Origin of the sequence: Curtobacterium sp. TC1 (assembly GCF_019844075.1) — a bacterium.
Lineage (GTDB): Bacteria > Actinomycetota > Actinomycetes > Actinomycetales > Microbacteriaceae > Curtobacterium.
The window spans coordinates 3,184,631-3,197,183 of the sequence record NZ_CP081964.1 but is presented as its reverse complement, the minus strand read 5'-3'; the positions used below and the strand labels follow the sequence as shown (position 1 = coordinate 3,197,183).

Here is a 12,553-nt window from a genome sequence, read left to right as displayed (position 1 = left end):
CTGTGCCTGGCCTGCCCACGTTTTGCCCACGACTATGCGGTACCCGGGGGGATCAAAGTGGCTTGGCGTGACCGAACAGTACCGAAAACAAGCAGGGCGCGAAGGCGGTCACGTCAGTGTTGAGTAACGGGTTGGGTTCGAATCCCACACCCTCCGCCATGGACACCCGGTTGCGCCTGCTCCGCGTCGACGACGCGGCGACGCTCGCCGCCGTCATCACCGCGAGCGCCGAGCACCTGCGACCGTGGGAGCCGACCCGGGCACCGGCGTACTTCACCGAACAGGGCCAGCACGACGTCATCGTGCAGTCGCTCGCTGCGGAGCGCGCGGGCACCGCGGTCCCGTTCGTGATCGAATCGACGGACGGTGAGCTCCTCGGGCGCATCACGCTGAGCGGCATCACCCGCGGCGCCCTGCAGTCGTGCGCGATGGGCTACTGGATCCGCGCCGACCGACTCCGCCAGGGCCACGCCTCCCGTGCCGTCGCCGCTGCCGCCGGCCACGCGTTCGACGTGCTCCGACTCCACCGGGTGCAGGCGGAGACCCTTCCGGAGAACGTCGGGTCGCAGCGTGCCCTCGAGTCCGCCGGGTTCACCCGCTACGGGTTCGCGCCGGAGTACATCAAGATCGACGGGGCCTGGCGCGACCACGTCATGTTCCAGCTCCTCGCACCCCCGCCGGCCACGCGGCGGACCCGGTGATCGAGGTCGTCGAGTACCAGCCGTCCTGGCCCGAGCGGTTCGCGGTGTTGCGGGACGCCTACGCCGCAGCGCTCGACGCCGCCGGCGCTCGATACCGGAGCATCGAGCACGTCGGCAGCACCTCGGTACCCGGGCTCGCGGCGAAGCCCGTCATCGACGTCGACATCGTGGTCGATGCCGGCGACGTTGCGGCGGCGGTCGCAGCGCTGACCACGATCGGGTTCGAGCCACGCGGAGTCCTCGGTGTTCCCGACCGGCAGGCCTTCCGGACACCGGAGCACTTCGCCCCGACCAACACCTACGTCGTCGTGGCCGGGTCGCTCGCGCTCCGCAACCACCTGGCCGTCCGCGATGTCCTGCGCGCCGATCCGGAGCTCCGGGACGAGTACGCCGCGGTGAAGCGCCGAGCCGCTGCCGAGGCCCAGGACATTGACGACTACATCGAGCGCAAGAGCGAGGTGCTGGCCCGGATCCTGCTCGCCGGCGGCTTGTCGGACCGGGAACGCGCCGTCATCACGGCCACGAACCGCCGCATCACCGGCCGCGGCGCCGGCGGTTGACCGGTCCCGCTCACGGCACGAACGGCAGCGGGTACGGCATCAGGAGCTGGCCGTCGGTGAGCGGCATCAGCGCCGCCATCCCGACCAGGGAGCTCGTGACCAGCGCGACCGCGGCGAACCACCACGCCGATCGGCGGCCGCGGCGTGCCCTCCGGGCGGTCAGCAGCAGCAACCCGAAACCGATGACGTGCGCGACCACCACCACCGGGAGGCCGAGGGACAGCGCGCCCTCGTTCGGGTGCGAGAAGTCGTCAGCTGAACGTCGGTTGTCGACGTCGGACGCCAGGTACAGCCAGAACCACGTGGCGAAGCCCGCGACCGTCCCGAGCGCTGTCGTCACCCAGAACAGGGCCGCCCACCCCGCGGACGTCCACCCCGTGCGCCGATCCGACACTGCCCCCGCCGTCCCCATGCGGTCATGGTAGCGGCGGGGGCTGCTGGGTCGTCCACGAGTGTCAGGCGGTCGCGAGCGCCGGGTATAGCGCCGTCAGCGGCGCACTGAGACCGGCGCGGACGTCACGGCTGACCTGGTCGGCCAGCACCTCGTGCTCACCGGCCTCGACGGCGTCCCAGATGAGCCGGACGATGTCGGCCGGGTCGGCCTTCTCGACGTCGAGCCCCGCGGTCATGCCGGTGTCCGTGTAGCCGAGGTGCGCGCCGACGACCTGGGTGCCCTGGGGTGCCAGCTCGAGGCGGAGCGAGTTCGTGATGGACCAGAACGCCGCCTTCGACGCCGAGTACGCACCGGCGAGGGCGACCCAGCTCAGGGCCGAGTGCACGTCGATGAGGGCGCCGCCGCCGATCGAGGGGGCGAAGGCCTTGGCGACACGGAGCGCGCCGAAGACGTTCGTGGCGAAGATGCGCTCGACCTCCTCGACGGAGGTGTCGACGAGCGGGTCGGCGCCGGCGATGCCGGCGTTGTTCACGACGATCGTGGTGTCGGCTGCGGCGCGGGCTGCGGCGTCGACGCTCTCCTGGCTGGTGACGTCGAGGGCGAGCGGCACGATGCGCTCGTCGTCCCAGGTGCGCGGGGTGCGGGCGGTCGCGTAGACCTTGGCGGCGCCGCGCTCCAGGGCCTGCTGGACGAACTCGGCGCCGAGGCCGCCGTTCGCTCCGGTGACGAGGACGATCGCGTTGGTGAGGTCGGTCATGTGGTGCTCCAGACGAAGAAGTTGAGTACGGAAACCGAACCTAGCACGTTGTGTCCGGAAATCGAACCCAGCTAGGATGAACGCATGCTCGGCATCCTCGGCGGCGACGAGCGCTGCCCCATCGCACGGTCCCTCGACGTCCTCGGCGAGAAGTGGACGCTGATGATCGTGCGCGACGCGCTCGCCGGCTCGACGCGCTTCAGCCAGTTCCAGCAGAGCCTCGGCGTCCCGCGCGAGGTCCTCACGGCGCGACTCGCCTCCCTCGTGGACGGGGGAGTGCTCGAGCGCACGACCTACAAGCCGGAGGGTGCCCGGGCACGCGAGGAGTACGTCCTCACCGACGCCGGCCGCGACCTCTCGCTGGTGCTCCTGGCACTCGGCGGCTGGGCTGACCGGTACCGGCCGTCCGAGCGGACGTCGGATCTGCGGTTCGTCGACACCGAGTCGGGTGAGATGGTCGAAGCGGTCGCGGTGACGCAGGAGTCCCAGCAGCGTGTGCCGACCCAGCGGCTCACCGCCGTCATGGACCCGGCCAACTGACGGACGGGAGGCCCGTGGCGGCCCCGCCCCGCGCCTCCCGTCCGGCTGGTGGGCGCGTCAGCGACGCACGTCGCACCCGCAACTCGCGCCCAGGACCAACTCGGCGGGCACCAGGTCGCGGTGCCACTGGTTGTCCGCGTCGAGCCCGAGCACGCGGTCGACCGCGGCGGTCGCCATCGTCTCGATCGGCTGCCGGACCGTCGTGAGCTGCGGGTTCGTGTAGTCCGCTTCGGCACCGCCGTCGAACGACACGATCGCGACGTCCTCCGGTGCGCGCAGCCCGAGCTCCCACAGTGCCCGCAGGACGCCGACTGCCTGCATGTCCGAGCTGACGAAGACGGCGCGGGGTCCGGTGCCGTTCGTGAACATCCGGAGTCCGGCCTCGTAGCCGCCCCGTCGGGTGAAGTCGCACCGGACGATCGGGCCGTCGGGCAGCCCGGCGTCGCGCAGGGCGCGCATCCACCCCTGTTCACGGAGTTCCATCGACCCGGCGTGCCCCATCACCAGGCCGATCGACTCGTACCCGTGCTCGACCAGGTGCCGGGTGCCGTCGTACGCGCCGCGCAGGGCGTCGACGCCGATGCTGGCGTAGTCGGGGACCTCGAAGAAGGTGTTGAGCAGGACCAGCGGGATGCCCGGGTCGGAGACGTTGGACAGGTCCGGGTGCGTCATGATGCTCGTCAGGATGATGCCGTCGACCTGCCGGGCGGACAGGCTGCGGAGCCGCTCGCGCTCCTGGGTGGCGTCACCGTCGCTGTTGGCGAGCAGGACGTCGTAGCCGCGGGCGGCTGCGGCGTGGGTGACCTCGACGGCGAGCTCCGACCAGAACGGGTTGTCGAGCTCGGGGACGATGAGGCCGAGCATCTTCGACGACCCGGTGCGCAGGGCCTGGGCGCTGGCGTTCGGGCGGTAGCCGAGGACGCGGATGGCGTCGCGGACGCGGGCGGCGGTGGCGGCCGCGACGGGCCGGGGGCCGTCGTGCACGACGTAGCTGACGACGGAGGTGCTCACGCCGGCGTACCGGGCGACGTCGGCGCGGGTGACCGCCCTCGGGGTCGTCGGGACGGTCACGGGTGCCACCTTCGTCGGCTCGGGAGTCGCGTTCGGGTGCCGGTCCGTGCGGACCGGCACCCGAACACCACGTGCTACTCGCTGGCGATCCTAGACGAGGGCACCGCCTCGACGGTGTCCGGGGCGTCGCCGAAGTCCGGCACCTCGAGGCGGACACCGCCCTGCAGGGCCGACTGGTGGGCGATGATGCCGGGCAGCGTGAAGCGTGCGGCGGTCCAGGCGTTCACGGGCGGCAGGGTCCGGTCGACGACGGCGCGGACGAAGTCGTCGGCCAGGAACTGGTGCGAGCCTTCGTGGCCGGTCGGTACGCCGGCGTACTCGGCGGGCAGGCGGTCGGTGTCGTGCACCTCGGCGTACCCGGAGACGAACGCGTCGCGCAGCGCGGGGTCGACGCCGGCGAGACGCGGGTCGTCGAGGTCCATCGTCGCCTGCGTGTTGATCTTGTCGCTGATGTCGTGCGAGTCCTCCTTGTCCTGCCAGACGCTGACCTTGGCGAGCTGCTCGAAGCTCGCCTCGGTGCCGAAGTAGCGGAAGCGCGACTCGCGGATGTGCGACGGGTAGCCGACGCGGCGCATCTCGTTGATGCGCATGACGCCGCCGTTGTCGAGTTCGAACAGGGCGGTGGCGTTCGAGAAGTCGTTGTCGAACTGGCTGACGTCCTTGTCGAAGACGCCGTCGCCGCGGTCGTCCTTGACGCCGATGCAGCTGACGCTGACCGCGTGTCCGGGGATGGCGCCGAGGACGCCGCCGACCGAGTGGGTCGGGTAGAGCATGGGCGGGTAGCTGGCGGTGTGCTTCCAGTCCTCGCCACCGCTGAACTGGTACGCGGCGTAGAAACCGAGGTCCATGTCGTGCACGTAGTCGCCCTCGGAGTAGAAGACCCGGCCGAAGGCGCCGTCGGCGACCTGCTTGCGGGCGAACACCGTCGCGGGGTTGTAGTAGCTCGTCTCGCCCATCATGTAGGTGAGCCCGGTCTCGCGGACGGCCTCGATGATGTCGCGGATCTCGTCGACCGAGATCGCCATCGGCACCGCCGAGTACACGTGCTTGCCGGCGCGGAGTGCCTTGACGACCAGCGGCCCGTGCGTCCAGCGCTGGGTGAAGATCGCGACCGCGTCGACGTCCGAGGCGAGCACGGCGTCGAAGTCGGCGAACGTGCCGTCGAGGTGCTGCGACTCGACGAGTTCCGACGCGCGGTCGTCGACGAGGTCGGTCACGAAGACGCGGTCGACGTCCGGGTGGAGCTTGAACAGCTTGGCGAACTGGGGCGCGAACTGGCCCGCGCCGACCATTCCGACAGAGATCATCAGTGACCTTTCCAGGGGTGAGGGATGCGTCGCCGGGCAGGTCGCGCCGATGCGATCGACCGCCATCCTGACACGATCGTCTACACGTGACAACCCCTGGATCCAACAGCGGAAAAGCCCCTTGCCACCCTGTGTCCCCACGTGTAGATTCCCGGCTCACGGACTGCTGCACGTCAGTCCACCGCAGACGAAGGAGTCGCGATGGCCACCGAGAGCCCTGTGTCGTCACCCTTGACGACCGCCAGCACGAGACGGAGAAGTCGGGCAGCCGACCTCCCGCTCGCCAGCACCACCGTCCCCCGCCGCCGCCGTCCCCGGAACGACCTGTGGCTCGCGCTCGTCTTCATCGCGCCGGCCGCGATCGGCTTCGTGGTGTTCCTCGCCTGGCCGACCGTGCGGGGCATCTACCTGAGCTTCACGTCGTACAACCTGCTCACCGAACCGGAGTTCACCGGGCTGCAGAACTACGCGCGGCTCGTGCAGGACTCGATCTTCTGGCACTCGATGGTCGTCACCGTCGAGTACGTGCTCATCAACATCGTCATCCAGACGGTCGTCGCGCTGTTCATCGCGGTGATGATGCACCGCCTGACGAAGTCGACCTTCGTCCGCGGCATCGTCCTGGCGCCGTACCTGGTGTCGAACGTGGTCGCGGCGCTCGTCTGGCTGTGGATCCTCGACACCCAGCTCGGCATCGGCAACGAGATGCTCGCAGCCCTCGGACTCGACCGGATCCCGTTCCTGCAGAGCGACGTCTGGGGCATCCCGTCGATCGCGCTCATCAACGTGTGGCGGCACGTCGGCTACACGGCGCTCCTGATCTTCGCGGGCCTGCAGTCGCTGCCCGAGACCGTCTACGAGGCCGGCCGTATCGACGGGGCGAGCGAGTGGAAGATGTTCTGGCGCATCACGGTGCCGCTGCTCCGCCCGATCCTGTCCCTGGTGCTCATCATCACCGTGATCGGCTCGTTCCAGGTGTTCGACACCGTCGCCGTCACCACGCAGGGCGGCCCCGCGAACGCCACGAACGTCGTGCAGAACTACATCTACAACCTGGCGTTCGGCCGGTTCCAGTTCGGCTACGCGTCCGCGGTCTCGGTCGCGCTCCTCATCGTCCTCAGCATCATCACGATCATCCAGTACCGCCTCACCCGCTCGGGTGAGTCGGACCTGGACTGAACGGAGCGCCGCACCATGACCACGACCCTCACCCGTTCCGTCACCACCAAGCGTCCGCCCCGTCCCGGAGCCGGCCACCGTCGCCGGCCGTCGGTCGGCCGCGTCCTCGCCTGGGTCGCGATGATCCTCGTCATCGTCGTCACCCTGTTCCCGTTCTACTGGATCCTGCGCACCGCCCTGTCGTCGAACGGCGCGATCAACTCCGACCCGACGTCCCTGCTGCCCGTCGGCTTCAGCCTGGGCGGCTTCGAGCGGGTCCTCGGCCTGCAGTCCACTGAAGAGGCGCTGGCACAGGGCGGCTCCGGCGCCGCGCTGAACTTCTGGCGGTACCTGCTCAACTCCGTGATCGTGTCGACGCTCGTCACGGTCGGCCAGGTGTTCTTCTCGGCAGCCGCAGCGTACGCCTTCGCCCGACTGCGCTGGCCCGGACGCGACAAGGTCTTCGGGGTGTTCCTCGCCGGCCTGATGGTGCCCGCGATCTTCACGCTGCTGCCGAACTTCACGCTCATCAAGCAGCTCGGGCTCGTCGACAACCTGCTCGGCATCGCGCTGCCGACGATGTTCATGACCCCGTTCGCGGTGTTCTTCCTGCGGCAGTTCTTCCTCGGCATCTCGAAGGAGGTCGAGGAGGCCGCACTCATCGACGGTGCGGGCAAGGTCCGGGTGTTCTTCCGACTCGTCGTCCCGATGGCCGCCGCACCGATCGCCACGCTCGCCGTGCTGACGTACATCACGAGCTGGAACGACTACTTCTGGCCGCTCATGGTGTCGTACACCGACAGCTCGCGGGTGCTCACCGTCGCGCTCGGCGTCTTCAAGTCGCAGTCCCCGCAGTCCGGCACCGACTGGGCCGGGCTCATGTCCGCGACCCTCGTCGCGGCCCTCCCGATGATCGTGCTGTTCGGCGTCTTCGCCAAGCGGATCGTCAACTCCATCGGCTTCTCCGGGATCAAGTAGCCCCGGCTCGGACAGGACCACCACACCATGACGAACACCCTCTCCCGCCGCGCACTCTTCGCCGGTGGCGCCTCAGCCCTCGCCCTCGGTGCGCTCGCCGCCTGCTCGTCACCGAGCCGGGGGACCGCGTCGAAGCGCGGCCCCCGCACCGTGAGCTACTGGCTCTGGGACTCCAACCAGCTGCCCGCGTACCAGCAGGTCGCGAAGGCGTTCCACCGCGAGAACCCCGACATCACGGTGCAGATCACCCAGCTCGGGTGGGCCGACTACTGGACCAAGCTGACGGCCGGGTTCATCGCCGGCACCGCCCCGGACGTCTTCACCGACCACCTGACGAAGTTCCCGCAGTACTCGGACCTCGACGTGCTGTACAAGCTCGACGAGCTCGAGGCGACGAAGTCGATCCGCGATGACGACTACCAGTCCGGCCTCGCCGAGCTGTGGAAGGGCCAGGACGGGCACCGCTACGGCTCGCCGAAGGACTGGGACACCGTGGGGATGTTCTACGACCGCAGCGCGATGCAGCAGGCCGGCGTCTCCGACGACGAGCTCGCCACGCTCGAGTGGAACCCCGACGACGGCGGTTCGTTCGAGCGGATGCTCGCGCACCTGACGATCGACGCCAAGGGACGGCGGGGTGACGAGCCCGGGTTCGACAAGGAGAACGTCGAGGTCTACGGCATCTCGTCGAACGGCTCCGGCGGCGACGGCTTCGGCCAGACGCAGTGGTCGCCCTTCACCGGGTCGACCGACTGGTTCTACACGAACGAGAACCCGTGGGGCGACAGGTTCCGCTACGACGAAGAGACGGTGCAGGACACCCTCGCCTGGTACTACCGCCTGGCCGACAAGGGCTACATGGCGAAGTACGGCGTCTTCTCGACCACGACCGGTCCCGACGTGCAGCTCGGCGCGGGCAAGTGCGCGTTGTCGTTCAACGGCTCGTGGATGATCGGCACGTACCTGAACATGCAGGACCTCGACATCGCCGTCGCCCCGACGCCGATCGGGCCGACGGGCAAGCGGGCGTCGATGTTCAACGGGCTGGGTGACTCGATCACGAAGCAGGCGAAGGACCCGGAGGCCGCGGCGAAGTGGGTCGCGTTCCTCGGCAGCGACACCGCGCAGGAGATCGTCGGCCGCGCGGGCGTGGTGTTCCCGGCCCGTCCCGCCGGTACCGAGGCGGCGGTCGCGTCGTTCCGGAAGCGCGGGCTGGACGTGTCGGCCTTCACCCGGCAGGTGGAGGAGAAGACGACCTTCCTGTTCCCCGTCACCCGCAACCCGGCGGACGTGCAGGCGCTGCTGCAGCCGGCCTTCGACAACGTCTACGCGAACGGCAAGCCGATCTCGACGTTGACCGGCACCAACGAGCAGGTCAACAACCTGCTGGCACTCACCTGAGCGCGCGGGTCGCCTGACGCGGTCTGACGCGACCAGGATCGGACGGGAGGCGCGGTGCGGGCCCGCACCGCGCCTCCCGTCCGTGAGACTGGTCACGTGGAACGACGTGAGCAGATCCTGGTGGCCGCTGCGGAGGAGTTCGACCGCGTCGGCTTCGCCGCCGCGACGATCGCGGCCATCGCCCGCGGCGCGGGCGTCTCGCAGGGAGCGCTGCACTTCCACTTCCCGACCAAGCTGGCCCTGGCGCTCGGTGTGATCGACGAGCAGAACGTCCGCACCTTCGACGTCGTCAGCCACACCGAGCAGTCGCCCGCAGCCGCCCTGGTCGGCGCCTCACACGCCATCGCGGACCTGCTGCGGACCGACCCGATCGTGCGGGCGGGCATCCGGCTGTCGCTGGAGCGCGGCGAGTTCCACGCGGCGACGGTCAGCTTCTACGAGCAGTGGATCGGCGGGATCGTCGACGTGTTCCGGCTGGCGGTCGCGGCCGGTGAGCTCCGCACCGACCTGAGCGCGGAGCAGCTCGGCGCCACCGTCGTTCCGTACTTCACCGGGGTGCAACTCGTGTCCGACGTCCGCACCGGGCGTTCGGACCTGTTCCCGGCCGTCGCGACGATGTGGCGGGTCGTGCTGACGGCCACGGCGGACCCGGCGCACCGCGAGCGACTGCTCGGGGTGGTGGACGAGACGTTCAGCGGTCGTGGAGTTCGCGGTCGCGGAACCACTTGAGCAGCCACGCGGCGCTCGTGCGGTCGAACGACCGTGGGAAGTCCGTTGCGCCGGACAGGAACGGACTGAAGCCCGGCTCCGTGTGGACGTCCGCGTCGTCGAGCGAGCGGTAGGCCATCGACCATCCGTCGAAGCGCCGTCGCTCGATGTCCTCGCGGATGAGCGACTTCACCTCGCCGTGCCGCGGATCACGGCTGATGGCGGCGAACCGGTCGTCGACGCTCCACGCCGGACCCTCGAGCAACTGCATGAAGCGGCCGCCCTTCACCACGAGCAGTCCGGAGACGCCGAGCGCCTCGTTGCGGAGCCGTGAGCCGTCCAGCAGCGTCGCCAGGTCGCCGTCGTCGAAGGGGACGACGGCGCGACTCATGTAGACGATGGAGACGAGCACGGGTCCATCTTCGTGCGACGGTCCCGATTGCGCGAAACGGATGTCCGCAGAACGCCCCGGGACTCAGTCGGCGGGGAGCTCGTGGGCCGTGACGTCCTCGTTGCGCTTCTTGCGCCACGGACGCGCCGGGGTGTTCGGGCCGTCCCAGACCAGGATCGCGCCCCACGCCGCGGCCAGCAGCGGCACCGAGATGATGGCCCCGGTGATGCCGGCCAGGACGGTGCCCGCGGTCAGACCGATCAGGATGACCAGGCCGTGCAGCTTCAGCGTGCGACCCATCAGGACCGGCTGCAGGAAGTTGCCCTCGAGCTGGTTCACCAGGATCACGATGCCGACCACGATGAGCGCCTGGACCGGGCCGAGCGCGACGAGTGCGACCAGGGCGGCGAGGATGCCGGCCGCGGTCGCACCGACGATCGGGATGAAGGCGGTGATGAACACGACGACGGCCAGGGGGAGCGCGAGCGGGACGCCGACGATCGCGATGCCGACACCGATGCCGATGGCGTCGACGGCGGCGACCGTCGCCGTGCCGCGGACGTACCCGCCGAGGGTCGACACCACGCGGTCGCCGACCCGGCGTGCACGCGCGTACCGCTCACCCGTGAACGGACGGAGCAGGAACTCCCAGATGCTCGGGCCGTCCTTGAGGAAGAAGAACAGCACCACGATCATCAGCACCAGGCCGGTCAGGAAGTTCGCGGTGGCCGAGGCGCCGGCCAGGGCACCGGAGCCGAACTGCGCGCTCGTGACGAAGTCGGTGACGGACGCCACCGCGTCGTCGACCTGCTTGTCCGAGATCGAGATCGGCAGGTTCTTCGCGAAGTCCTGCAACTGCTGGAACCCGTCGACGGCCGACTTCTGCAGCTGCGACCACTGGTTCTCGACCGCGACGACGATCAGCCAGCCGACCAGGCTCAGCACCGCGAGGACGCCGATGAGCACCGCGAGGGTCGCCAGCACGGACGGCACCCGGTGCTTGCGGAGCCAGGACACGACCGGGTGCATGGCCGACGCGATGATGAGCGCGAGCAGCACCGGGATGGTGACGACGCTCAGGACGCCGCCGGCGTAGACGACGCCCGCGATGACCACCACGACGATGATCAGCTGCAGGCAGCGCGTCGCGAGGCGGCCCGCCGAGTCGGACCACGCCGCCTGGATCTTCGAGGGGGTGGTCGGCTGGGGGCTGTCGCGGAAGAACGGCATGGGAACGACCGTACCGATCCGCGGGGCGGCGCGCCCGGACCCGCGCACGGACGCGCGCCCGGCGTCGCGGATCAGGTGGGGACGGTCCGCCGGACGTCGGCGTCACGGGCGGCGGGCGCGACGACGAAGGCGGCGACGAGCAGCACGAGGGGCACCAGCATCGCCGCCTGCAGCCCGAGGTGCTCGCCGACGAAGCCGAGCAGGGGCGGCCCGACCAGGAACGCGATGTACCCGGCGGTGGCGACGACCGACACGCGGCGGTCGCCGTCGGTCGGGTGGTCACCCGCTGCCGAGATCGCGAGTGGGAACCCGAGGGCGATGCCGAGCCCCCACACGGCCGCGGCGATCGCCGTGACGACCGGACTCGGCGAGACCACCACGAGCAGAACCCCGATCCCGCCGACCGCGGCGCAGAGCCGGACGACCGGGCCTCGCCCGAGCCGCATGACGAGCGGGGTACCGGCCGACCGACCGATGAGCATCGCGAGCGCGAACCCGGTGAAGACCAGCGAGCCGACCGCTTCCGGGGCGTCGTGGTCGGTCGTCATCAGGAGCGGGAGCCAGTCGCTGGCGGCACCCTCGGCGAAGGCCATCGCGAGCGTGATCACCGCGATGAGGGCGAGCTGCACGGTGATGACGGATCGGCGGGTCGCCGTGGTGTCGCGGGACGCGGCGACGGTGTCCGCGGCGTCGGCTCCGTCCGTCGGTGCCGCGGTACGCGGGAGCGGCTGCAGGTTGAGCGCAGCGAACGCCGCGAGTGCCGCCATCACCGCGGCCCCCACCAGCAGGTGCACGGCCACCGGTGTCCGGGCAGCCGTCATCGCGATGCCGACGACCCCGCCGACGACGGTGCCCAGGCTGAAGCAGGCGTGCAGCACCGGCACCACTGGGCGGCCGATGTGCCGTTCGACCGCGGCGGCCTCGACGTTGAGGCCGATCTCGGCGACTCCGGACCCGAACCCGATCAGGAACAGCCCCGCCCAGACACCCGCCGGCACCTGCGCCGGGGCCAGCAGGGCGACGAGGACCATGCCGACCACGGGCAGCGCGCCACCGAGCAGGATCAACGGTCGCGTCCCGAGCCGTCGGACGAGCGCACCGGCACCGAGGATCCCGATCATCGACCCGATCGACAGCCCGAGCAGCACGAGCCCCATCGCCTCGATGGACGCCCCGAGTTCGTCGCGGATGGCGGGCGTCCTGGTCACCCACGTCGCGATGCCGAAGCCGGTCATCGTCGACGTGGCGAACAGGGCCCCTCGGGGGTGCCGGGTCATGAGACCATCTGATCGGTCCGCCGACGGCCAGTCAAGGGTGCGGTCGTCAGGCGCGCGGTCGACGGCGGAGCGCGCCCGCG

At 70.2% G+C, this 12,553-nt stretch carries 14 protein-coding genes; 7 read left to right on the top strand and 7 right to left on the bottom strand.

Annotated features, from left to right (window positions below):
* Positions 1–158: 158 nt before the first annotated feature.
* Positions 159–701, top strand: coding sequence for a GNAT family N-acetyltransferase (locus KZI27_RS16255; protein ID WP_222658429.1), 543 nt, complete (start codon positions 159–161; stop codon positions 699–701).
* Positions 698–1,261, top strand: a complete 564-nt coding sequence (locus KZI27_RS16250; RefSeq protein WP_222658428.1) for a GrpB family protein — start codon at positions 698–700, stop codon at positions 1,259–1,261. Before KZI27_RS16255 ends, KZI27_RS16250 begins: the two co-directional genes overlap by 4 nt.
* A 10-nt stretch (positions 1,262–1,271) precedes the next feature.
* On the opposite strand, the gene KZI27_RS16245 is transcribed toward KZI27_RS16250, so the two are convergent.
* Positions 1,272–1,673 (bottom strand): hypothetical protein, encoded by a 402-nt coding sequence (locus KZI27_RS16245; RefSeq protein ID WP_222658427.1) that lies wholly within the window; start codon positions 1,671–1,673, stop codon positions 1,272–1,274.
* Positions 1,674–1,716: 43 nt separating this feature from the next.
* The gene (locus KZI27_RS16240) at positions 1,717–2,412 is read right to left on the bottom strand and encodes an SDR family oxidoreductase (protein WP_222658426.1); all 696 of its coding nucleotides are present in this window, start codon (positions 2,410–2,412) and stop codon (positions 1,717–1,719) included.
* An 84-nt stretch (positions 2,413–2,496) separates the two neighbouring features.
* On the opposite strand from KZI27_RS16240, the gene KZI27_RS16235 reads away from it, so the two are divergent.
* Positions 2,497–2,952 carry a winged helix-turn-helix transcriptional regulator gene (locus KZI27_RS16235; RefSeq protein WP_222658425.1) on the top strand — a complete coding sequence of 152 codons (456 nt, stop codon included), beginning with the start codon at positions 2,497–2,499 and terminating at the stop codon, positions 2,950–2,952.
* 57 nt (positions 2,953–3,009) lie between these two features.
* Here KZI27_RS16235 and KZI27_RS16230 read toward each other — a convergent pair whose 3' ends face one another.
* Together KZI27_RS16230 and KZI27_RS16225 are read right to left on the bottom strand one after the other, a co-directional pair.
* Positions 3,010–4,023 carry a LacI family DNA-binding transcriptional regulator gene (locus tag KZI27_RS16230; RefSeq protein WP_261783934.1) on the bottom strand — a complete coding sequence of 338 codons (1,014 nt, stop codon included), beginning with the start codon at positions 4,021–4,023 and terminating at the stop codon, positions 3,010–3,012.
* A gap of 74 nt (positions 4,024–4,097) precedes the next feature.
* Positions 4,098–5,330: a Gfo/Idh/MocA family protein gene (locus KZI27_RS16225; protein ID WP_410004007.1), complete on the bottom strand. Its 1,233-nt coding sequence runs from the start codon at positions 5,328–5,330 to the stop codon at positions 4,098–4,100.
* A 231-nt stretch (positions 5,331–5,561) separates the two neighbouring features.
* On the opposite strand from KZI27_RS16225, the gene KZI27_RS16220 reads away from it, so the two are divergent.
* The 4 genes from KZI27_RS16220 (at position 5,562) to KZI27_RS16205 (ending at position 9,596) form a co-directional block, all read left to right on the top strand.
* A complete protein-coding gene (locus KZI27_RS16220) occupies positions 5,562–6,509 on the top strand; it encodes a carbohydrate ABC transporter permease (RefSeq protein ID WP_123314369.1) in 948 nt (315 codons plus the stop codon).
* A gap of 15 nt (positions 6,510–6,524) precedes the next feature.
* Entirely contained in the window at positions 6,525–7,466 is a 942-nt protein-coding gene (locus KZI27_RS16215; RefSeq protein WP_222658424.1) for a carbohydrate ABC transporter permease, read from the top strand.
* Positions 7,467–7,493: 27 nt separating this feature from the next.
* Positions 7,494–8,867 carry an ABC transporter substrate-binding protein gene (locus KZI27_RS16210; protein WP_222658423.1) on the top strand — a complete coding sequence of 458 codons (1,374 nt, stop codon included), beginning with the start codon at positions 7,494–7,496 and terminating at the stop codon, positions 8,865–8,867.
* A 96-nt stretch (positions 8,868–8,963) separates the two neighbouring features.
* On the top strand, positions 8,964–9,596 hold the full coding sequence (locus KZI27_RS16205; protein ID WP_222658422.1) for a ScbR family autoregulator-binding transcription factor: 633 nt from the start codon (positions 8,964–8,966) through the stop codon (positions 9,594–9,596).
* On the opposite strand, the gene KZI27_RS16200 is transcribed toward KZI27_RS16205, so the two are convergent.
* The 3 genes from KZI27_RS16200 to KZI27_RS16190 form a co-directional block, all read right to left on the bottom strand.
* On the bottom strand, positions 9,559–9,987 hold the full coding sequence (locus KZI27_RS16200) for a BLUF domain-containing protein (protein ID WP_222658421.1): 429 nt from the start codon (positions 9,985–9,987) through the stop codon (positions 9,559–9,561). The two genes, KZI27_RS16205 and KZI27_RS16200, sit on opposite strands and share 38 nt — an antisense overlap.
* 63 nt (positions 9,988–10,050) lie before the next feature.
* Positions 10,051–11,196, bottom strand: a complete 1,146-nt coding sequence (locus KZI27_RS16195; RefSeq protein WP_222658420.1) for an AI-2E family transporter — start codon at positions 11,194–11,196, stop codon at positions 10,051–10,053.
* Between the two features lie 71 nt (positions 11,197–11,267).
* Positions 11,268–12,473 (bottom strand): MFS transporter, encoded by a 1,206-nt coding sequence (locus KZI27_RS16190; protein ID WP_222658419.1) that lies wholly within the window; start codon positions 12,471–12,473, stop codon positions 11,268–11,270.
* Between the last annotated feature and the right edge of the window lie 80 nt (positions 12,474–12,553).

Excerpts from the sequence above, each read along its gene's own strand:
- KZI27_RS16255 (WP_222658429.1), top strand. The coding sequence starts at position 159 with ATGGACACCCGGTTGCGCCTGCTCCGCGTCGACGACGCGGCGACGCTC.
- KZI27_RS16245 (WP_222658427.1), bottom strand. The coding sequence starts at position 1,673 with ATGGGGACGGCGGGGGCAGTGTCGGATCGGCGCACGGGGTGGACGTCC.
- KZI27_RS16240 (WP_222658426.1), bottom strand. The coding sequence starts at position 2,412 with ATGACCGACCTCACCAACGCGATCGTCCTCGTCACCGGAGCGAACGGC.
- KZI27_RS16235 (WP_222658425.1), top strand. The coding sequence starts at position 2,497 with ATGCTCGGCATCCTCGGCGGCGACGAGCGCTGCCCCATCGCACGGTCC.
- KZI27_RS16225 (WP_410004007.1), bottom strand. The coding sequence starts at position 5,330 with ATGATCTCTGTCGGAATGGTCGGCGCGGGCCAGTTCGCGCCCCAGTTC.
- KZI27_RS16215 (WP_222658424.1), top strand. The coding sequence starts at position 6,525 with ATGACCACGACCCTCACCCGTTCCGTCACCACCAAGCGTCCGCCCCGT.
- KZI27_RS16210 (WP_222658423.1), top strand. The coding sequence starts at position 7,494 with ATGACGAACACCCTCTCCCGCCGCGCACTCTTCGCCGGTGGCGCCTCA.
- KZI27_RS16195 (WP_222658420.1), bottom strand. The coding sequence starts at position 11,196 with ATGCCGTTCTTCCGCGACAGCCCCCAGCCGACCACCCCCTCGAAGATC.
- KZI27_RS16190 (WP_222658419.1), bottom strand. The coding sequence starts at position 12,473 with ATGACCCGGCACCCCCGAGGGGCCCTGTTCGCCACGTCGACGATGACC.